The sequence below is a fragment of the Flavobacterium sp. GL_143 genome (assembly GCF_057834355.1).
The window spans coordinates 3,104,358-3,126,410 of sequence record NZ_CM174401.1; the positions used below are offsets into that span (position 1 = coordinate 3,104,358).

A 22,053-nucleotide genomic window follows, 5' to 3' on the forward strand; every position below is an offset into this window, starting at 1 on the left:
GAAAATGACTAACAATAAATCCAATTCATTGTTTGAAAGTAAGCAGGTAAAAGATGCCTTAGTGCAATCTTTTGTGAAGCTTAATCCAAAATTGATGATTAAAAATCCGGTAATGTTTACCGTAGAAATTGGGACTGCCATTATGTTTGCTGTTTGTATTTCCATTTTGATGGGAGCAAACGATCAAGGTAGTTTTGCATATAATTTAATTGTGTTTTTAATTTTACTAGCAACACTTTTGTTTGCCAATTTTGCCGAAGCAATAGCTGAAGCAAGAGGTAAAGCTCAGGCAGATAGTTTAAGAAAAACACGGGAAGAAACACCAGCAAGACAAATACTTGCTAATGGAGAAATCAAAAATATTAGTTCTTCGGAATTAAAAAAAGGAGATGTTTTCGTTTGTGAAGCTGGAGATTTAATAGCAACTGATGGTGAAATCATCGAAGGTTTGGCAACTATTGATGAAAGTGCGATTACTGGAGAAAGTGCTCCTGTAATTAGGGAAGCTGGTGGAGATAAATCATCGGTAACTGGAGGCACAAAAGTATTGTCGGATAAGATTAAGGTTATCGTAACATCTGAGCCTGGCGAAAGTTTTCTTGATAAAATGATTGCTTTGGTTGAAGGAGCAAGCCGTCAGAAAACGCCAAACGAAATTGCATTGACTATTTTGTTGGCTGCATTTACTCTAATCTTCGTGATTGTTTGTGTTACCTTAAAACCATTTGCAGATTATGCTAATGCGCCGATAACAATTGCTGCTTTCATTTCTCTTTTTGTGTGTTTAATTCCAACAACAATTGGAGGTTTGCTTTCAGCAATCGGAATTGCGGGAATGGATAGAGCATTGCGTGCTAACGTAATTACAAAATCTGGAAAAGCGGTAGAAACTGCTGGAGATATTGATGTATTGCTTCTTGATAAAACAGGAACGATTACTATTGGTAACAGAAAAGCAACTAATTTTTATCCTGCTAAAGGTGTTACAGAAAAAGATTTTATCGAATCTGCAGTATTAAGTTCTCTTGCAGATGATACTCCTGAAGGAAAAAGTATTGTAGAGTTGGCAGGTCCAACTGTAGCTCAAAACTTATCTATTGAAGGTGCTACTTTAATCAAGTTTACTGCTGAAACCAGAACTAGTGGTGTTGTCTTAAAAGACGGAACTAACATTAGAAAAGGGGCTCAGGATGCTGCAAAAAATATTGCACTTCAGGCTGGAAATAATTTCCCTGAAGATATTGCTCAAAAAGTAATTGATATTTCGTCTAAAGGTGGAACGCCGTTGGTAGTGGTTAAAAATAACCAAGTACAAGGGGTTATCGAATTGCAGGATATCATTAAAACTGGAATGAAAGAACGTTTTGACCGTTTGAGAAAAATGGGTGTAAAAACGGTAATGGTTACAGGAGATAATCCTCTTACGGCTAAGTTTATTGCTGAAGCTGCTGGTGTTGACGATTTTATTGCTGAAGCGAAACCTGAGGATAAAATGAACTACATTAAAAATGAGCAACAAATGGGTAAACTTGTCGCGATGATGGGTGACGGTACGAATGATGCACCGGCTCTTGCACAAGCAGATGTAGGTGTTGCAATGAATAGCGGAACTCAAGCTGCTAAGGAAGCCGGAAACATGGTCGATTTAGATAATGACCCAACTAAGTTAATTGAGATTATTGAAATTGGAAAACAGTTGTTGATGACCAGAGGTACACTTACAACATTTTCTATTGCAAATGACGTAGCGAAGTATTTTGCTATTGTTCCAGCACTTTTTATCACTGCGATTCCTGCTTTGCAAGGTTTAAATATCATGCATTTGCATAGTCCTGAGAGTGCGATTTTATCAGCTGTAATCTTTAATGCGATTATTATCCCAATATTGATTCCGCTTGCGTTGAGAGGTGTTGATTATAAACCAATCGGAGCAAGTGCAATCCTTAAAAGAAACTTGTTGATTTATGGTTTAGGAGGATTGATTATTCCTTTTATCGGAATTAAATTAATTGATTTGGCAGTAGCTTTATTTATGTAATCTAAAAAAAGGTTCTGAGATACTAAGTTACTAAGGTTCTAAGGTTTTTTCTTAGCGTCTTAGAAGCTTAGTCTCTTAGAAACTCAAAAAATAAAAACAATGAAAAATATATTTTCAATAGTAAAATTTACCCTACTTACGGTGGTTCTGTTTGCAGTTATTTATCCTCTGGCAATTTATGGTATTGCTCAGCTTGCACCTAACCAAGGTAAGGGAGAAACTATTTCGGTTAATGGTAAAGTGGTAGGGTATCAAAAAATAGGTCAGAAATTTGATAAATCTAATTATTTCTGGGGACGCCCTTCGGCTGTAGATTATAATGCTGCTGGTAGTGGTGGAAGCAATAAAGGGCCAAGTAATGCTGATTACTTAGCTGTGGTTCAAAAGAGAATTGATACTTTTTTAATCGTTCATCCTTATTTAAGAAAATCAGAAATTCCTGCCGATATGGTTACTGCTTCAGGGAGTGGTTTAGACCCAAATATTTCCCCTCAAGGAGCTTTGGTTCAGGTGAAACGGGTTGCTAAAGAAAGAAAATTAGCTGAGGATAAAGTTAAGGCTTTGGTTGAATCTAAAATTAATACTCCTAAGGTTATGGGAACCGCAATGGTAAATGTTCTGGAACTGAACATTGCTCTTGACGAACTTTCTAAAAAAGGCTCTTAGGTTTTTATTCTACAAGGTTTCTAAAACCTTGTAGGTATGATATTCAGTAATCAGTACTTAGATACCTAACAGGTTTTTAAAACCTGTTAGGATAACAAAAATACTTGTAAATATGATGATTAATACTAAACCCAACAGTCCCGAAATTTCGGGATAAAAAACTGTTGGCAAGGTTACTAGTGCCTTGTATGTATGAAAATTTATGGACAAAATATAGATAGACTTGTAGTTGTTTTATCTGAGTTTGCCCTTTATTACCTAACAGGTTTTATCCCGAAGCGTCGGGACTGTTAGGATGACTAAAGCCCTTGTTGCCCCAAGTGTTTTAGCCCAGATAGAAGCGGTATCCTTTTTCTGTCCGCCGCGGCGGACAGAAAAAGATATAGCGGACAGCTGGTCCCGAAGCTTCGGGAGTTCCTAAAAAAAAACTAATAACAAATAGAATAATTAAGAGAACGAGATTATTTCGTTTCTCGCAATGATAAAATAAAATGAAAAAAATAATACTTACAGCTTTAATAGCTTTCGGATATACAACAATGAATGCTCAGGAAGAATCTAAAAGTCCGTTTACGTTTTCGGGTTATATAGATACCTATTACAGTTATGATTTTGGAAATCCTGATAATCATACTCGCCCAAGTTTTCTTTATAATTATAACAAACACAATGAGGTAAACCTGAATTTAGGTTTGGCAAAAGTGAATTATGCTAAAGACAATGTTCGGGGGAATTTTGCAATTATGGCGGGAACTTATGCAGAATATAATATGGCTGCAGAACAAGGCTTGTTAAAAAATGTTTATGAAGCGAATGTGGGAGTAAAAATTTCAAAAGAGCACAATCTATGGGTTGATGCGGGAGTTATGCCTTCGCACATTGGTTTTGAAAGTGCAATCGGTAAAGATTGTATGACTTTAACCAGAAGTATTCTTGCTGAGAACTCTCCATATTATGAGGCGGGTGTTAAGTTAGGATATACATCTAAAAGTGAAAAATGGTATTTGGCAGTAATGTATTTAAATGGCTGGCAACGTATCCAGAAGGTTGAGGGAAATCAGACTCCGGCTTTTGGAACACAGGTTACTTATAAACCAACTTCGGCAGTTACATTAAACTGGAGTACATATGTTGGGAATGAACAACCGGATGTGGATAGAAAATGGAGATATTTTAATGATTTTTACGGACAGTTTAAAGTGTCTGAAAAAGTAAACCTGATTGCAGGTTTTGATATTGGAGTGCAACAAGCTACTAACGGAAGTTCTGATTATGATGTTTTGTATTCACCAATTGTGGTGGCACAATATAAACCAACAAATAAAATTATGGTTGCTGCAAGAGGAGAGTATTATCAGGATAAAAAAGGTGTAATCATTGCAACTGATACTCCAAACGGTTTTAAAACGTATGGTTTCTCGGCAAACTTTGATTATTTAGCCGCAGAAAATGTAATATTTAGATTAGAAGCACGAACTTTGAATAGTAAAGATGATATCTTTTTAAAAAATAATGATCCAACAGATAGTAACGTATTTATAACGACTTCTTTGGCAATTACTCTTTAAGTTTATTAGAAATTAGAAGCAAGAGGCAAGATTCATTTTATAATTATTTTGACTTCTTGCTTCTAACTTCTTTCATCTTTTTTTTACAGATAAAAAATATATGGATAACGAAAAGGAAAATAATGTTAAGCACTTTCTCGATTTAATTCAGAAATCCCGTAAAGGAAAGTTTAAAGTCTACATTGGCATGAGTGCTGGTGTAGGCAAAACTTTTCGTATGCTACAGGAAGCGCATACATTATTAAAGAATGGAATAGATGTAAAAATCGGATACATAGAAACGCATAACCGTAAGGAAACGCATGAATTGCTGGATGGTTTGCCTGTAATTCCGCGTCGTTCTATTTTTTACAAAGGAAAGCAACTGGAGGAAATGGATGTGCAAGCCATAATTAATTTGCGACCAGAAGTGGTTATTGTAGATGAGTTGGCGCACACAAACATAGAAGGTAGTAAGAATGAAAAGCGCTGGCAAGATGTTCTGGAGATTTTAGAATCTGGAATAAACGTGATTTCGGCAGTTAATATTCAGCATATCGAGAGTTTAAACGAAGATGTAAAACGGATTACAAATGTTGATGTTAAAGAACGGATTCCTGATAATGTGTTACGATTAGCAGATGAGGTTGTAAACATCGATTTGACTTCGGAAGATTTAATTGACCGATTAAAAGAAGGGAAAATTTATACGGCAGATAAAATCCAGACTGCGCTGAATAATTTTTTTAAGTCTGATCAGATTCTACAATTGCGAGAATTGGCTCTTAAAGAAGTAGCGAGTCAGGTGTTGCGAAAAGTAGAAAATGAAGTTCCTAAAACTCAGGCGCTGCGACACGAAAAATTATTGGCATGTATAAGTAGTAATGAACGAACGGCAAAGAACATTATCAGAAAAACGGCTCGATTGGCTAGTTATTATAATAGCGATTGGTATGTTTTGTATGTTCAGTTACCAAGAGAAAGCAGTGATAAAATAGCGTTGGATAAACAACGTCACTTAATTAATAATTTTAAATTGGCGACTCAACTCGGTGCCGAAGTAATTAAAATAGAAAGTACCAATATTACTGATACGATGCTTAAGGTTGTAGAACAAAAAGAAATTACAACGGTTTGTATTGGGAAACCTCATTTTAATTTTTTTAAGGTAATTTTGGCGACATCGATTTTTAGACGTTTATTGACTCGTCTTTCTTTATCGAATGTTGATCTTGTGATTCTTTCTTAGGTGTTGAGAGTTGTTAGATAATTGAGAAGCAAGAAGCAAGATTTGAGAAGCAAGACTCGAAGAGACAAGATAAGAGATGTTTAAAAAAGATTAATCACTTAAGTTATGCAAGTACTTATTAAGCTGTTTAGAAAAGTTAGATACTTGGATAAAAATAAAATGTTTTGTAAATCATAGGAAATGAAAATTAAAACGAAATTAAACTTGGGCGTTGGACTATTATTTTTAATGATAATTATCCTTGCATTAGTTAGTGCCTTTTATATTTTTTTGATAAAAGGAGATACCGAAAATATTTTGAAAGCCAATTATAACACATTGGAATATTCTAGAAATATGCTCACTTCGCTTGATGAAATAAGTGGTAATGAAGATAAAGCAATTGTTTTTTTTAAAGACAATTTGGACAAACAAATTATCAATGTAACCGAAGCTGGTGAAGATAAGGTAACGACTAATTTACAAATGAGTTTTAATAAATTAGAAAATAACTGGGAGGATCAAGCGGTTAAAAGTCAGATTCGTCAGGATATTTTTGCAATTATGAAACTCAATATGAATGCCATAAAACAGAAAAGTGATATTGCCAAGCAAACTGCCGAAACGGCTAATTTTTCGATTGCAATTGTAGGCACACTTTGTTTTTTGATTGCTTTTAATTTACTAATTAATTTGCCTAATAATATTGCAAATCCAATTAAGGAATTGACCGAAAGTATTAAGCAAATTGCGAATAAAAACTATTCAGAACGGGTACATTTTATGAATCATAACGAATTTGGTGATTTGGCAAAATCGTTTAATACAATGGCCGAAAAACTCGAGGAATATCATGATAGTAATTTGTATAAATTATCATTTGAAAAGAAACGACTCGAGACTTTAATAAATAATATGCATGATCCAATTATTGGGCTTGATAATCAGGGGAAAGTTTTATTTGTAAATGATGAAGCACTGAAGATTATCGGAATGAAATCGGAGGATGTAATAGGGGAGTTGGCTACAACGCTGGCATTGAAAAATGATTTGATGAAATCTTTAATCATCAATGATCTCGAAAGTACAAAAGCGCACCCGATGAAGATTTTTGCCGATGGTAAAGAAAGCTATTTTGATAAAGAAACTGTTAATATTACTATTACACCAACAGGTGAGGACAAAACAATTAATATTGGCGATGTAATTATTTTACGAAATATTACGTTGTTTAAAGAGCTTGATTTTGCCAAAACTAATTTTATTGCAACTGTTTCGCATGAATTAAAAACACCTATATCATCTATTAAATTAAGCCTTCAGTTATTAGAAAAGCCGAACACAGGAAGTATTAATGAAGAGCAAAAACAATTAATAGATAGTATTAAGGATGATAGCCAACGCTTGCTGAAAATTACGGGTGAGTTGCTGGATATGGCACAACTGGAAACAGGTAATATTAAGCTAGATATTGGACAATGTAGTCCGTATAAAATTATAGATTATGCTCTTGAAGCTGTGAAAGTACAAGCAGAGCAAAAACAAATTGAATTGATTATAGAAAGTGAATCTAATCTTGCAGATATAAAAGCTGACTCGGAAAAAACGACTTGGGTGATGATTAATTTTTTAACGAACGCTATTAGATACTCTTACGAAAAAAGTAGTATTACAGTTAAACTTAAAAAAGAAAAAAATCAGATTGTTTTTGCAGTAGTCGATACTGGTAAAGGAATTGATAGCCATTATAAATCCAAAGTATTTGATAAGTTTTTCCAGATTCCGGGAAGTCATAAATCAGGAACCGGACTTGGTTTGTCTATTAGTAAAGAATTTATCGAAGCACAAAACGGAACAATTGGCGTAGAAAGCGAGTTGGGATTAGGAAGTTCGTTTTGGTTTAAACTGCTTAAAGCGTAGTATTCAGTATTCAGTATTCAGTTGCAGTTTTTAGTACCAGTCGCAGTTTACAGTTTTTGATAATTGTAATGGTATAATTAAAAAAAGTGTTCAGTACAATCTGTAGTTTTTTAAAACTGCGACTGCAACTGAACACTTTTTTTATTGAATACTGAATACTGTGACTGTAAACTAAAACTGAAAACTGCGACTGAATACTAGCAATCCGCCATATTCACGGCAATTGCTAATCCTCCTTCGGAGGTTTCTTTGTATTTAGAGTTCATATCTTTTGCTGTTTGCCACATCGTATCGATTACTTTATCGAGAGGCACTTTTGCATTTTTAGAGTCTGTTTCTAGTGCTAATTCGGCTGCATTGATGGCTTTTATCGCTCCCATTGTATTTCTTTCTATACAAGGTATTTGTACTAATCCACCAATTGGGTCGCAGGTTAATCCTAAGTGATGTTCCATAGCGATTTCGGCAGCCATTAAAACTTGAGCTGGAGTTCCGCCCATTAATTCGCAAAGTGCTGCTGCTGCCATAGATGACGAAACACCTATTTCGGCTTGACAACCACCCATTGCGGCAGAAATTGTAGATCCTTTCTTAAAGATACTTCCTATCTCGCCAGCAACCATCAGGAATTGTTTGATTTCTTTTTCGCCTGCATCATGGTTTTCGATTACCAAATAATACATTAAAACGGCAGGAATTACACCAGCACTACCATTGGTCGGGGCAGTAACTACACGTCCTAAAGCGGCATTTACCTCATTTACGGCAAGTGCAAAACAACTTACCCATTTTAGGATTTGACGAAATTTAACCTCAGTTTTTCTTATTTCTTCTAGCCACGTTTGTGGAGAATTATAGTTGGATAAACCGATGAGATTTTGGTGCATATCAAATGCTCTACGACGTACATTTAGTCCACCAGGAAGTATTCCTTCAGAATGGCAACCGATATACATACATTCGAGCATGGTATTCCAAATACGCATTAATTCGTTATTAATGAATTCTTCAGAACGCATCGATTTTTCATTCTCATAAACAATCTCCGAAATGGATTTGTTTTGAGTAATGGTATATTCTAAAAGTTCTGCTGCGTTTTGTATAGGAAACGGAAATGCACATTTTATCTCCGATTTTATTTTAGCATTTTCACGTTCTTCTTTTACCACAAATCCACCACCAATAGAGTAGAAGATAGATTCGTATTCGGAATCATCTTTGGCGTAAGCCGTAAATTTTAAACCATTGGCATGAAAAGGCAAGAATTCTTTATTGAAAACAATGTCTTGTAAAAAGAAAAACGGAATGGTTATCTCGTTTCCAAGTATAATTGTATTGGTTTCTTCGATAGATTTGATAATTCCTGCAATGTCGTTTATAGGAATATATTCGGGATCCTGACCGCTTAATCCTAACATAACTGCCAAATCTGTAGCATGACCTTTTCCTGTTAAAGAAAGAGAGCCATACAAATCGACTTTGACACGAGTGATTTGAGAAAACAGATTTTCACTTTTTAATTCAGCAAGAAAACGTTCTGCTGCACGCCAAGGTCCAAGGGTGTGTGAACTTGATGGTCCTACACCAATCTTAAGCATATCAAATACCGATATACATTCTTCCATTATACTATAATTTTATTATCACAAAGATAATTGAATAACGCAATGAAATTAAAAGAAAAATTGTTAATGTTGCGTATTTATTAAAATTTGTATTTAATATTAATAATTTGGCAATAAAATAATAATGTAAAAAGTATTGATTATAATTTTTTGATTATCTTAAAATAAGGGTTTTAACAACAACGAGTAGGAAAAATCAGTTAAATAAGAAAGAAAAGATGTTTTTGTCAAACCATTAAGAGATTAAGTAAATTAAGAATTAAAACTTAATATCTTAATGGTTGGAACCTTTGATTTTTAACGAGTTAAAGCTGGTTTCATTTCGGTTGTAACCCCAATTCTGTTCCAGGCATTTATTGTAATAATCGCCATTATAATATTTGATAAATAGTTTTCATCAAATAAACTAGCTGCTTTTTGATAGGTTTCTTCTGAAACTCCTCCATTACTTATTAATGTAATTTCTTCGGTCAAAGCCAAAATTGCTCTTTCTTCTTCAGAGTAAAAATCTACTTCTCTCCAAGCATTCAATAAATAAATACGTTGTTCGGTTTCGCCATATTTTCGGGCATCTTTTGTATGCAAATCGATACAATAAGCACAACCGTTTATTTGTGATGTTCTAATTTTTATTAATTCGTGATGTGTGTGGGTTAAAGGAGTTGAGTCTAAATAAGTATTCAAATCCAATAATGGTTTTACAGCAGTTGGTTGAGTGTGTGCGATTTTAATTCTCTTGCTCATGATTTCTTTGTTTTTAATTATTAAGCAAAGATATTTATAGGAACCATGAAAAATCTTAAGCTGGTTTAAGAAATGAGATTAAAGTGCGTTTTTTCTTATCTCGCTTAAATATTCCGGAGTAAGATTTAAGTAGGATGCTAACATATATTGCGGAATTCGTTGCACAAATTCAGGAAATCTGGTAATAAAATGCTGATAACTTTCTTCTTTTGTAAAGTCGTATAAATACTTCATTCGCAATTGGGCAGCCGAATAAGCTCTATGCAAAACAAGTCGGAAGTACCGTTCTAGTTGAGGTAATTGGCTAAAAACTTTTTCCTGATTGTGATAATCAAAAACATAAACTTCGGTATTTTCGATTGCCTGAATATAAAACTGTGATGGCGATTGTGTATCAAAACTCATATAATCGGCAATCCACCAGTTTTCGATTGCAAATTGTGTGATCTGTTCTGTTCCTTTATCATTGATAAAAAAGAAACGTAAACACCCTTTTTCTACAAAATAAAGCGAAGAACATATTTGTCCTTCTTCTAGTAAATAACTTTTCTTTTTTAGGGTAATTGGCTTCATATTAGCCAGAACTAATTGGGTTTGTTCATCGTTTAATTCGGCGTACTTTTTTATGTGTTCAATTAGTTTTGGTTGCATTATTGTTTATATAAGTGTTGTAGTTATAAATTCTCGCAAAGACGCCAAGTCGCAAAGAAAGCTAAATTTTAACTTGGCGTCTTTGCGACTTTGCGAGAGAATCTAGAAAATTAAAGCATTTTTTTGAAATTAACTGCTATGAGTAAATTCACTAAATAGCTATAAAAATAGGCACTTCGGCATTTTCTGGATTAGATGCTTTTTCTCCGTATATCTCAAAATCGGCAGTATATTTTCTGTTAAGATCAGTATTCCAAATCTCTATCCATTTCTGGATTACAACACCGTCGGCTAATTTTCCTTTGGCTGTAAATTGTTTGTAGGTTTCTTTTGCAATGGTTTTTCCAATCATTCCGGTTGGGATATTCTCTAAACTTGAAACTTTACAGCCTAAAATTGTGGTGTAAGGTTTTGTATAATCCTTTTCATATTCGGTGTAAACAGCATAGATTGAGCTATCTATTTTATTTGGAATATTTTCGATTGTATTTTCAGACATAAATTTGTTCCAAAGCGCTGGAATATCCGTTGCAGATTGTTCATTTTCATTGGTAGTTCTTATCGATAATCCGATAATAAAAAACTCTTCGATAGTAATTAATTCCATGGTTTTTGATTTCAATTTATATTGTTATTCTATGTAAAAGTAGCACAAAAAATTATGCTGTTAATGCTAATGTTGTTGCTAAAATCGAAATAAATAAGCATAATGGTGAGAAGTATTTGGTATCCATTTGTGCAAATTTTGTGGTTTTGACTTTTTTAAAAAATCCAACGTATTTGAATTCGCCAATTGCTCTCACAATAAACAATATCGAAATAATCCAAAGTCCATATTCTTGTAACCAATTAGGCAAACTAAAGACTATTATTTCTGATTTTATTAAAACTAAAACAGAAAGACTCAGTAATGCAAATGCAACTACCATGCATTCTTTTAGTTTCGGATTGATAACTTTTTCATTGTTTGCGGTTGTTGGTATAGCGGCGTCATTTCCCCATTTCCCACCAAATCCCCAATAAATATGAATTCCTGCCAGGAATAGAAAGATGGTTACTAGAATTAATCCAATTGCTATTTGCATAATGTGATGAGTTATATTTTTTGGGCGACTACTTTTTTGTGGCAACTATCGAATATACCATTGGGATTTTATTGTCCAAATGTTTTATTCTGTATTTTTTTGGTTCAAATTCGATGGTGTTATTAAAGCAATTATATGGCGAGTAATCATATTCATTTAGGGCATTTAATTCTAGTCCGTTTTTTATTAGACTATTTACAACTTCGCTCATACTATGATTCCAACATACGTACTCTAGTTCTATTGGTGCTTCTCTATCTGCGTAGGTTCCCTCTTGGGTTTCTATTATTGCTCCTGAATTAAAATAATTATATCCTATTTTTTCAAAATTATCATCGAACATCCAAACTACTGGATGAAATTCAGCAAAGACTAATTTCCCATTCGGGTTAAGAAAATCAGAAATTAATTTTGCCCATTTATCAAGGTCTGGTAACCACGGGATTGCTCCGTAACTTGCAAATACAATATCGAATTTCTGGTTTAAATGGGTTGGTAAATCATAAATATCACAACATATAAATGTAGCTTCAGCATTAGCTTCTTGCGCAAGTTTGTTGCCGCTATCTATTGCTTTGTCAGACAAATCGACTCCCGTAACATTTGCGCCAAGTCTTGCCAAAGAAATTGTGTCCTGACCAAAATGACATTGCAAATGCAGGATTGATTTTCCTTTTACATCACCAAGTAATTCTAACTCGATACTATTTAATGAAGTGTTTCCTTTTAGGAAACCTTCTAAATCATAAAAGTCAGATTTAAGATGTGACTCAACCCGACTATTCCAAGATTGTTTATTAACTTCTATATAATTGTTTTCTAAGCTCATTTTGTTGGTATGAATTAATAATGTGTTTTTTGCAGATTATCTATAAAAAGGAACGTGGATGAAACGGATTTGCTAAGGCGAAAACACGATCCCGAAGCGTCGGGATTGCGCCCTTTGCGGTTAATTTTTCTGCCACTCCCGATAGCTATCGGGATAAAAGGATTACATGGATTTTTTATGCTTTGCGACCTTTGCGTAAATCATTGTGATCTTTGCGGTTAATTTTTTCGTTCCGTTTTTTATGTATTAAAAGCTTCTTTCGGAAATTTATCGGCTATAAGATTCAGGTTGATATTATGTTCTAAATAGGCTTTTAGACCGTCTAGAACAGTGGTAAATCCGCCTGTAGAATCTTTAATTGTGTTTAAAAGTTCGTCGCCTTCTTTATCAAAACCATAATTTTTGATAACCACATAAGTTGTATCGTCGGTTATTTTTCTGAATTCAAAATCAACGGTTATTTTAGGTTCGTTCCATTCGATAGTAATCTTTTCGTTTTCGATAATTTCTTTTACAAAAACGGTAGTTGATACTTTATACATTTCCCATTCCCAGATTATATTTTTGCCTACAGCCAGTTTATCACTTCCTTTTGTAAACCAAAAGTTCTTGGTTACATTCGGGTCTATAAAAGCATTAAAAACAATTGCAGCTGGTTTTCTTATCAGCATTTGGGCTTCAACAGATTTTGGATTACTACTCATATCGATATTTTTTCTAGTTATGTTTTTAGAATTTTGCGTATAAAAGGATTCTTTTAAACGCGTATAATGATGGCGTTTTACTAAACCTTTTTTCTATTCTCTTTTTAAATTCTTTGATGAATTGTTCTTTAATTGCACCTTCTAATCTCTCGAAATAGGGAACTAATGTTGAACCCAAAATAAACTCATATAATTCGTCATGCGACTTGGCTATCATAGGATATACCTTTTGGTAAATAACCATATCTGTACCGCCATTTTCGAATAAAATTTGGGCGTAATCGTCCATTGTAAGAACAGGAGAAAGTCGTTTCCAATTATTTAATGCGCTTTTATATGGTTCTTCCTGCACTAATTCGATTACAATCTGATTGAGTAAATTCTCGTTCTGACAAGGCATTTGGATTGCTAATTGTCCATCGGGATTTAATAGTGATATAATTTTAGGAAATAATTCTTGGTGATTATCAACCCATTGTATTGATGCATTTGCAAAAACTAAATCCCATTTTTCTCCCGTATTAATTTGTTCTTCGATGGTTTTTTGATCAAATTGTATCGAAGTAAATTCTTTGGCTTTCTCCAGCATCTCTTTTGAGGAATCGATACCTTTTACTGAAGGATTGGTTAGCTTTTCGAATAGCATATTGGTTAACTCTCCGGTTCCGCAACCTAAATCGATAACGGTCATATTTGGTTTATCCTGAATATGGACAATCAAATCGAAGAAAGGTTTGTATCGAAGTGTTTTAAACTCGTTGTATTTTTCGGGATTCCATGCCATAATTTTCAGCGTTTTTATGTAGCAAACGAAGTTAAGAAAATTAAAGTTTTTATTTAGTTAAAAACAATAAACTGTGGTTTGAAAATTAACCGCAAAGGGCGCAAAGATTTTCGCAAGGTTCGCAAAGATTTTAAATCTGTGGCTTAAAAAAAGGGACGCGGATAAAACGGATTCGCTAAGGCGAAAACGCGGATAAAAACGGATTTTTTCTATTGTTTTAAAAATCTGTTTTTATCTGCGTCTTTACTTTTGTAAATCCGTTTTATCCGCGTTCCATTTATAGATTATCTATGGCAGCAAATAGAGGTTATATTCCCTAATCTTTCCAGATTGGAATTTTGACAAAACTATCGTTATACCATTTTATTTTTAGAGGTTCTTTGGCATCTTTAATGATTTCATCGCTTACGTCTTTGCCAGTTCCATAATTTAATTGGGCGAAAGCATTTTTATTTACATTTATTACCACAACCAAACGGCTTCCTTTGCTTAATTGCTTACTTACTAATCTGGTATTTGTAAATGGGATAGATTCTATTTTGTTAGGAACAAGAAGATTACGAGTTGTAATGTCTTTTGCATAACTGGCTCTGCCTAAAAAATAGGATAAGTGAAAGTATTCGCCATTAGGCATCAATTCATATAATACTACACCTAAATCCATATCTTTTTTGTTGATAAGCGCTTTTATTTCGCCTTCAAAAGCACCATTAACCAAAATAGGTTTGTCAAGGGGTTCGCTTATAAAAAAATAGCCATTTATAGTATCGAGTTCTTTACGAATTATTGGATCTGGGTAATAGTCATTATTACTAATTTCTCTGTTGGCAAAATCTACTTCCTGAGGTAAGAACCCAGATTTGGCTGGTTTTTTATCTGATAATAGATATTTATCTTTCGATTTGGTATTGGTTAAATATAATTTAAGAAAACCATTACTCATTTTTTCTAATGATGGTGCATGTCTCCATTCATTAGCACCCATTACTTCATAGTTTATTTTATCTTTTAAAACGGCAGGTTTAGAACCACCTTTAAGAATGTAGTTAAACCATTCGTAGGTTAGTTTTTTGGTATTAAAAATCGCTATAGGGTCAACTTTATAGTCGTTTATGGTAGGGTCTCCACCTTTTTGAGCACCAAAATGTCCATAAGGTCCGATAACAAGATAATGCTCAGCGTTTTTATTGTATTTAACGTGTTCTCTTAAATAGTACAAACTGGATATTTGGGAATCGTTATAATAACCATCGATAGATAAAATAGGGATGTTTATTTGGGCAAATTCATCTTTGTATGGAACCATATCTTGCCAATATTTATCATAACCAGGATGTAATAACCATTTTTGTAAATATTTATTTGGTGTGCCATCAATGCTGTCAATTTTGCGATAAGCAGTACCCGAATTCCACCATTTGTCTTGCATGGTTCGGAAACGTTTCCTGTCGTCTCCTACAACTGTATCTAAGGTTTTATTATTGGTTACATAAAATGCCCATTCGTAATTAGGATTTATAAATACGCTATTTTCCATTGGTAATCCCATTCCTGGTCTGTTGGCAACATAAGGAACGATTGTTTTAAGTGCTGGATGCAATTTTTTTGCCGATGCCCATTGTGTAAAACCGTTATAGCTACCGCCAAACATTCCGATTTTTCCGTTACACCAGGATTGCTTGCTTGTCCAGTCGATAACATCATAGGCATCTTTACCATCATGCTCGTATGGAAATATTTCGTCGGGACTTAATCTTTTTCCTCTGGAGTATGCCATAACTCCAACATAACCATTATCTGCGGCTTCTTTTAAACCTTTAATATCTCGATCGCGTACATAGATTGTAAATTGTAAAATAACGGGTTGTGGTGTCGTTATTCCTTTTTTGCGAACTACAATTGCGGAAATTAATGCTCCATCTCTGGTTTTAATTAAAACATCATCCTGTATATCATAAAGTGATTTGGAATCTTCGGGTTTTGTACCATTTGCTTGTTGTGCTGATGTGTTGAGAACGATTAGGAAGAGAAACATAAATTTCAGAAGTACTTTCATTAAGAATTATTTTAAAGTTTGTTTAGGTTGTTAAATATTTAAATGTTAAACAAATAATGTGATTATTAATTGTGTAATTTGTTTAAAATTGTGATAATTATGGATAAAATTAACACAGAGCTAACAAGGAATATTACGTGACTCAATACAGATAATAAAAAAGCTTTGGTTTTAGTGAGTTTATTAAAAAATTGAACATTTGTCCAATATATTAATATGATATCTATAACATATAGAATTTGGGTAATGGTTTTTATATTGGGAGTTCCATTATAATAATAAAGCAAGGGAAATAAAGCAATATGCACAAAGAGTCGTTGCGAGGCTTTAAAGGTGTTGAGTATAAAATATTCGATATAGTTGTATCCTTGTTTTCTAAATGCGATATATGTTCCCAATGAGTAAAATGGTATTGTTGCTAATGTTATCCATGAAAAATGAGTCGCGACCCATTCATTTGCTGCTTTGGGATTAATTATCGATAGTGTCTCACTATCTGTGGGAGCATCGGCAATTAGGTTGATATGAAAGTAATGATAAAGAACTCCATAAAGAGTTGCGAGAATAATTACTAAGGAAAGTGGTTTAAAATGTTTAATTCGTTTTCCTTCTATAAACTCTCTTATGGTATTTCCGGGACGCGTAAAAAGTTGTTTGGCGGAGTATAAAATACCTTTATCAAAATGAATTAATCCGTGTTGGATTTCATGCATCAGAAAGTGAAAATCGAGTTTGTGAGTTTCGGCTGGCTGTCCGCAATTACTACAATAATGCCCTTTAAAATGCTGATTACAGTTCTTACAGATTATATTCATCTTGATTATTTATTACTTAACCATTTATATATACTACTTTCTATGATAAACTTTATGTATTTAATGAAAATGCTACTGCAGCTTTCGAGTGTAATAATACAGTATCAAATGTTGGGATGGTTACATCTTCGGGTTTTATAACAAGCGGAATTTCGGTGCAACCAAGTATGATTCCTTCGGCTCCGTTTTGTATCAATTTATCAATAATTTCCAGGTATCGTTTTTTTGTTTTTTCAGTAACAATTCCTTTTCCTAATTCTTCAAAAACTGTCATGTGTACAAAGTCCCTGTCTTCATCACCAGGAATAATTGTTTCGATACCTCTATCGGTAAGTTTAGATTTGAAAAAATCAAGTTCCATTGTAAATTTAGTTCCCAGTAATCCCACTTTTTTTAGTCCGGTTTTTTCGATTTCTTCGGCTGTTACTGTGGCAATATGAATTAGTGGGATTCCGATTTCTTTTTCGAGTCTATCAGCAATATGATGCATAGTGTTGGCACATAATACAATTGCCGTTGCTCCCGAAGATTTTAAATGTTTGCAAGCTTCATATAGCATCTGAAAAGTTTTCTCCCAATCATTATTATCATTATTTTTTTTGATGTCTTCATAATTAAATGAATAAATAATACATTGAGAAAAGTTTAATCCGCCCAATTTTTCATTTATTCCTTCATTAATAAGTTTGTAATAATCGACTGTAGATACCCAACTAATTCCGCCAATAAGCCCTAATGTTTGCATATTTTGTTTAAACTTTATATTGTTTATACTGATTTAAAAACTAATTATATGTTTTGTAATTTGGTTTTAATCTTTAATTTCCAATAAAAGTATACAATAGTAACCACCTCTGCAACAAGAATCCAGAGGAATTTACTAGTAAAAAAACTATGATAATTTCCCTGATTCGGGATTATGGTAAAAGGTACAGTTATGAGTACATCTAGTGTTAAAGCAGTTGTAACTATAATTAAACCGAGAATGAATCCGTTGGTTCTATATCCGTTTTTATAGAAAATATAAGCACCAAGAATTGTAAATGGAATTGCCAATGGTGCAACAACCAAGAATTGTTGTAATGCAGAATCTTTAATGTTTGGAAGATAACTTAATACACTGAAAGTACTAAATATCATTAGCCAGATTAACGCTCCAACTAAAATTGCTCTGATTTTTTTCATTTTATTTTAATATTAAAAGTTACTATTTCTAAACAAACACACTATAATTAATAAGAAGAATGATAGTACTGATGTTATGGTTCGAACCAAATGCAGATTATTCCATTTAAGTTCAAATTGATCTCTCAAATTTTTGGCATTTTCTAGAGAGATATTGGTTAAATCTGTTTTGTCTAAAAAATTATTTAGTGGAATATTGCCCATAATTGTTACCAGAAATACGCCTACAAAATATAGTATTGCTGCAATTAGTAATAACCAGAAAATATAAGGATGATTGGATTTATAAAGATAAGCTGTAGCAAAAGATAAAAATACTGGGCCCATAATTATCACTAAGAATAATGGGTTTACAATAGTACGGTTCATGTTCTGGAAAGCTCTTAGATAATTAATATCATCAAGCCTGCCAATACCTGGAGTTATAGCATTAGACCAAGTAAAAAAGATCCCAGCCAGAAGTCCGGTTAATAATGTGGTAAATAATAAAACAATAGTTTTTGTGTCGATAATAAATGGTTCCATGATTATGATGTTTAGTTAACAAAATAAAATTAGAACTATTGATTATCAGTTGTTTATTTTAAAAGGATTAAAGTTTGTTCGAAAAGAATTATTTTTTTAGTTCGCTTGGGCGTACTCCAAATTTTTTATGGAAAGCATTCGAGAAGGAACTTAAACTTTCGTATCCCACAAACCATGCAGTTTCCTGAATATTCTTGTCGGTATTGCTTAATAATTCATGCGCTTTATTTAGTCGTTGCTCCTGAAGGTATTTAAATACAGGAATACCAAAAAGTTCTTTAAAATTCTTTTTAAGTTTGTTGTTGTTAAGACCAATTTGCTTAGATAACTCACTTAATGAGGGTGGAGTAGCAATATTTTGGGTCATAATTTCTTTTGCATGAAAGAGTTTATCACGGTCAATTTTGTTGGTAGTTTTTTCTTTTTCGGTAGCAAGATGTGCAAAGAAATGTGCCAGTAATTCGGTTATCTGGCTTTTAAGAAACATCAATCTTGTGTCTCCTTTGTATTGGGTATTAAATATTTTTTGAACTGCATTTTGCATATCGGGTGACATATAAAAACTTGGACCTTCTACAAAATTGGCTTCGGGATTAAGGAGTTGTTGTAAATACTCAGAGAAGATTTCGCTTTCACGTTCTGGCAGCATATTAAGATTTTTTATCTTCATAAATACGCTAATAGATTGCAATGGTTTATTAGGCGAAATTTTATGAGCAAATCCGACTTTGCTGTTTCCAAAAAATGAAATTGCAATTCCTGTAGTATTGTTTATAATTATACTATTATTTTCATACGTAATTTCTAATTCGACATTTCCTGAACCATAGAAAGCAAAACCAACAGCGTCTCCATCGATTTCACATTTTTCGATAATCGTTTTATCAGCATTTGATTGCTCTATTAAAACGACGAAGTTGTTTATTTCTATGATATCTGTTGTCATCGAATACTAATTAATTCTATTCAGAAAATTTATTTAAAATAGTAATGGCATTGTCTGTATCTTTTTTATTTACAAAGATATGGTCGTGATAAAATGCAGCTACAACATTGCAACTAATGTTATTGTCTGATAACGCTTTCGCGAAAGCGGCAGTTAAACCTACAGCTTCTAATGATGAATGTACAGTTAGCGTTATCCACGACATTACAACCGAATAACTTAGTTTAAGTTCATCGGCAATTTCTTTTTTTAAGATTAAAGTAATGCCTTCGCTTTCTGTAAATGACATTACAATATCTTCGAGAGCTATATTTTCAAGACTTTTAATGGTACAAAAAACATAATCACCAACATTGTGTTTGGGTTTCATGCTTTTGAGTAATTTCTTTAAATCTTTTTCTCCAGACATTTTAATGGATTGTTTTTATTTTATTAACCCGTTGAGCGCAATTATTTTAACACATAGAAACATAGATTTAGCACTCTCAAAAATAGACGTTTCACTTTACATACAACCGCATAGTAACTATATCTCGTTAGATGCACTGCGGCGTATCTCTACCTTCAAATGTATTATCTCAACTAGTTACTATGTGAGAGAAATGTATTTCTTTTTGTATCCTTTTTTGCACATAAAATCTGTGTTTCTATGTGTTAAATCAATTCTATAATTACATAATTATTTATTAGTCATATGCAATGCAATCCTGTTTCCTTCGCAGTCTTTAAATTCAGTGAGTACGATAATTATTATTCGATTCGTTTTACAACATTATCAAGATTATCAACTACTAAATTTAAAACGATTTTGTTATTAGGGAATTCTTTTTGTATTTCATTTCTTAATAGGACAAAAGGAATTTGTGATTCAGGGATGTCTTCAATAGTTTGATTACATGGAATAGAAACTTCATAAGTAGAATTACTCTTTTTTATATACACATATTTTTTAGTTGTATTTTCAAAAAATGCATTTTTTTCAAAGCCTTCTGCTAGTTTGTCTACTTCTGTTACGGGTATATTATCTTGATAAACAATTTCGTTTTTCATAACGCCATATTCTTTTGTTATTCCATCAAATTGTTCATTTTCTGTAAATAACACTACACATATAATAACACTAAATGTGATTAAAAGGGCAATAAAGCTGATTCCAATTGTTCGCCACCAACCAAAAAATGAACCACCAGAATTTATATGTTCATTTATTTTTTGTCCCTGAAAATGTTGTACGAAATAAAAAGCTATTCCAGTATATATTAAAGGGATTATCTGATTTGGGACTTTTACATCTTCAGGAATTAAAAAAGCGCCACCAAATATTGCTATTGTGGCTATAATAGCTATTATCCATGTTGTTTTTGCTTTTTTTGTGTCATTAAATGCCTTAAAATTCTCAGCTATCAAATATCCAGCTGCAAGTGGTCCTCCTAAAAATGTTCCAACCCAGATAGCTCGGTCTTTATAAATTTTTTGCGTAGGCACTTCATTCTCTTTTAATCCTTCCATTTTTATTGTTAAAGTATTGTTTTGTATAAGTTGTTATATTATTTATTAGCCATATGTAATGCAATCCTATTTCCTTCGCAGTCTTTAAATTCTGCTACAGAACCATATTCACCATTTGATGTTATTGGAAATAAAACTTCGGCACCATTTTGCAATGCGAGATTTAAAGTTTTCTCGATATCCTCTGTATTAAAATAAATAAGTGTTCCGTTTATTGTTGGTTTGTATATTTCTCCTTTTGCCAAAGCTCCCGTGATTCCGTTATTACCTTCGGTAAGAGGAAAAAATGCCATTTCGTTATCATGTATAATATCTCGCTCAAAGGTGAAATTGAATACTGCTGTATAAAATTGGATGGCTCTTTCTATATCGGTTACAGGAATCTCAAAATAGACAACTGGATTTGATTTGTTTTTCATATTTAATTTAAGGGGGAGCTTTTTTTATTTCTATTATCTTAACCTTGCTAATAAATCAGCAATTTCTTTTGGTTGCTGAATTTTTAATTCTATGAGATTTCTTTCTATTCTTATTCTGAATTCTTCTTGTTCTTGTTTTATTTTTTTTAAATTTTTCGCCAATAAATTTTTAGGGATAGAGAATTTTTCGTCTAGATTTTGACCATCATTTTTTTCAGTGTAATCTGAAAAATAAATTAAATCATCAACTGTTTTAAAAAACACCCAAGGATGTCCAATCCATAGTTGGTGCCATTCATCTTCTTTTGAAATTAAAATTTTTAACCATTCGGATAAATTTCCAATGTCGCAACAACAATTAGGCTGGATAATTATTTGGTCATTTAATTTTAATACAATTCCACCATAAAGATGTGAGATTTCATCATCAATATTTTCGAAATCAATTTCTATAAGTGTTTTTAGTAAAATTACTTTTAACTCATTATCATTTAAAGTATTTAAATCAACGAAGAAACTACCTTTTTCTATGGGTTCTAATTCCGTTAACTTACTATCACTGATACATTTTTTCCAATAATTATACCATTCAATTTTACTTTCTAAAAAACTAGAATCAGGGGTTTTATAATCATTATTCGAGTATTCTGAAGGTAAAATCTCAATAGTATTAATTAATTCCATTTTTAGTATTTTTATTACCAACGAAGTTATGCAAATTTTTATCTCGATTTGGTATTGTAGTGCTATATATAGAAAAACCTCGTTTAAATTACT

23 protein-coding genes are annotated in these 22,053 nt (G+C 32.8%); 5 read left to right on the forward strand and 18 right to left on the reverse strand.

Features of this window, described 5'->3' with window-relative positions:
• Positions 1-4: 4 nt before the first annotated feature.
• The 5 genes from kdpB (at position 5) to AC3IPI_RS13430 (ending at position 7,399) form a co-directional block, all read left to right on the forward strand.
• A complete protein-coding gene (gene kdpB, locus AC3IPI_RS13410) occupies positions 5-2,038 on the forward strand; it encodes a potassium-transporting ATPase subunit KdpB (protein WP_039117208.1) in 2,034 nt (677 codons plus the stop codon).
• A 99-nt stretch (positions 2,039-2,137) separates the two neighbouring features.
• Positions 2,138-2,704 carry a K(+)-transporting ATPase subunit C gene (locus AC3IPI_RS13415; RefSeq protein ID WP_039116165.1) on the forward strand — a complete coding sequence of 189 codons (567 nt, stop codon included), beginning with the start codon at positions 2,138-2,140 and terminating at the stop codon, positions 2,702-2,704.
• A 491-nt stretch (positions 2,705-3,195) separates the two neighbouring features.
• On the forward strand, positions 3,196-4,272 hold the full coding sequence (locus AC3IPI_RS13420) for a porin (protein WP_489153265.1): 1,077 nt from the start codon (positions 3,196-3,198) through the stop codon (positions 4,270-4,272).
• A gap of 100 nt (positions 4,273-4,372) precedes the next feature.
• A complete protein-coding gene (locus tag AC3IPI_RS13425) occupies positions 4,373-5,500 on the forward strand; it encodes a sensor protein KdpD (RefSeq protein WP_489153267.1) in 1,128 nt (375 codons plus the stop codon).
• A 180-nt stretch (positions 5,501-5,680) separates the two neighbouring features.
• Positions 5,681-7,399 (forward strand): ATP-binding protein, encoded by a 1,719-nt coding sequence (locus AC3IPI_RS13430; protein WP_489153269.1) that lies wholly within the window; start codon positions 5,681-5,683, stop codon positions 7,397-7,399.
• 197 nt (positions 7,400-7,596) lie between these two features.
• Here the strand turns inward: AC3IPI_RS13430 and AC3IPI_RS13435 are convergent, their stop codons facing one another.
• From AC3IPI_RS13435 to AC3IPI_RS13520, 18 genes are all read right to left on the reverse strand, one after another.
• The gene (locus AC3IPI_RS13435) at positions 7,597-9,024 is read right to left on the reverse strand and encodes an L-serine ammonia-lyase (RefSeq protein WP_086894021.1); all 1,428 of its coding nucleotides are present in this window, start codon (positions 9,022-9,024) and stop codon (positions 7,597-7,599) included.
• Between the two features lie 297 nt (positions 9,025-9,321).
• On the reverse strand, positions 9,322-9,768 hold the full coding sequence (locus AC3IPI_RS13440; protein ID WP_489153271.1) for a carboxymuconolactone decarboxylase family protein: 447 nt from the start codon (positions 9,766-9,768) through the stop codon (positions 9,322-9,324).
• Between the two features lie 78 nt (positions 9,769-9,846).
• A complete protein-coding gene (locus AC3IPI_RS13445; RefSeq protein ID WP_489153273.1) occupies positions 9,847-10,419 on the reverse strand; it encodes a Crp/Fnr family transcriptional regulator in 573 nt (190 codons plus the stop codon).
• Between the two features lie 151 nt (positions 10,420-10,570).
• Positions 10,571-11,026, reverse strand: coding sequence for a GyrI-like domain-containing protein (locus tag AC3IPI_RS13450; protein ID WP_489153275.1), 456 nt, complete (start codon positions 11,024-11,026; stop codon positions 10,571-10,573).
• 52 nt (positions 11,027-11,078) lie between these two features.
• Positions 11,079-11,504 (reverse strand): DUF3995 domain-containing protein, encoded by a 426-nt coding sequence (locus tag AC3IPI_RS13455; protein ID WP_489153277.1) that lies wholly within the window; start codon positions 11,502-11,504, stop codon positions 11,079-11,081.
• 28 nt (positions 11,505-11,532) lie between these two features.
• Entirely contained in the window at positions 11,533-12,333 is an 801-nt protein-coding gene (locus AC3IPI_RS13460) for a class I SAM-dependent methyltransferase (RefSeq protein WP_489153279.1), read from the reverse strand.
• 239 nt (positions 12,334-12,572) lie between these two features.
• Positions 12,573-13,037 (reverse strand): SRPBCC family protein, encoded by a 465-nt coding sequence (locus AC3IPI_RS13465; protein ID WP_489153281.1) that lies wholly within the window; start codon positions 13,035-13,037, stop codon positions 12,573-12,575.
• Positions 13,038-13,062: 25 nt separating this feature from the next.
• Positions 13,063-13,821, reverse strand: coding sequence for a methyltransferase domain-containing protein (locus tag AC3IPI_RS13470; protein ID WP_489153283.1), 759 nt, complete (start codon positions 13,819-13,821; stop codon positions 13,063-13,065).
• Positions 13,822-14,137: 316 nt separating this feature from the next.
• On the reverse strand, positions 14,138-15,877 hold the full coding sequence (locus AC3IPI_RS13475; protein WP_489153285.1) for a CocE/NonD family hydrolase: 1,740 nt from the start codon (positions 15,875-15,877) through the stop codon (positions 14,138-14,140).
• A 65-nt stretch (positions 15,878-15,942) separates the two neighbouring features.
• Positions 15,943-16,692 carry a DUF3667 domain-containing protein gene (locus AC3IPI_RS13480; protein WP_052259560.1) on the reverse strand — a complete coding sequence of 250 codons (750 nt, stop codon included), beginning with the start codon at positions 16,690-16,692 and terminating at the stop codon, positions 15,943-15,945.
• A 52-nt stretch (positions 16,693-16,744) separates the two neighbouring features.
• Positions 16,745-17,437 (reverse strand): aspartate/glutamate racemase family protein, encoded by a 693-nt coding sequence (locus tag AC3IPI_RS13485; RefSeq protein WP_489153287.1) that lies wholly within the window; start codon positions 17,435-17,437, stop codon positions 16,745-16,747.
• 44 nt (positions 17,438-17,481) lie between these two features.
• Complete coding sequence (locus AC3IPI_RS13490; protein ID WP_489153289.1) at positions 17,482-17,877, reverse strand: DUF5367 family protein; 396 nt, start codon at positions 17,875-17,877, stop codon at positions 17,482-17,484.
• 12 nt (positions 17,878-17,889) lie between these two features.
• Complete coding sequence (locus AC3IPI_RS13495) at positions 17,890-18,402, reverse strand: anthrone oxygenase family protein (protein ID WP_489153291.1); 513 nt, start codon at positions 18,400-18,402, stop codon at positions 17,890-17,892.
• A gap of 88 nt (positions 18,403-18,490) precedes the next feature.
• On the reverse strand, positions 18,491-19,348 hold the full coding sequence (locus AC3IPI_RS13500; RefSeq protein WP_039116142.1) for a helix-turn-helix domain-containing protein: 858 nt from the start codon (positions 19,346-19,348) through the stop codon (positions 18,491-18,493).
• A 16-nt stretch (positions 19,349-19,364) separates the two neighbouring features.
• Complete coding sequence (locus AC3IPI_RS13505; RefSeq protein WP_489153294.1) at positions 19,365-19,757, reverse strand: ACT domain-containing protein; 393 nt, start codon at positions 19,755-19,757, stop codon at positions 19,365-19,367.
• 341 nt (positions 19,758-20,098) lie between these two features.
• Positions 20,099-20,857, reverse strand: coding sequence for a hypothetical protein (locus tag AC3IPI_RS13510; protein WP_409416057.1), 759 nt, complete (start codon positions 20,855-20,857; stop codon positions 20,099-20,101).
• Between the two features lie 38 nt (positions 20,858-20,895).
• Positions 20,896-21,276 carry a VOC family protein gene (locus AC3IPI_RS13515; RefSeq protein WP_489153296.1) on the reverse strand — a complete coding sequence of 127 codons (381 nt, stop codon included), beginning with the start codon at positions 21,274-21,276 and terminating at the stop codon, positions 20,896-20,898.
• 33 nt (positions 21,277-21,309) lie between these two features.
• Complete coding sequence (locus AC3IPI_RS13520) at positions 21,310-21,960, reverse strand: hypothetical protein (RefSeq protein WP_489153298.1); 651 nt, start codon at positions 21,958-21,960, stop codon at positions 21,310-21,312.
• Positions 21,961-22,053: the final 93 nt, after the last annotated feature.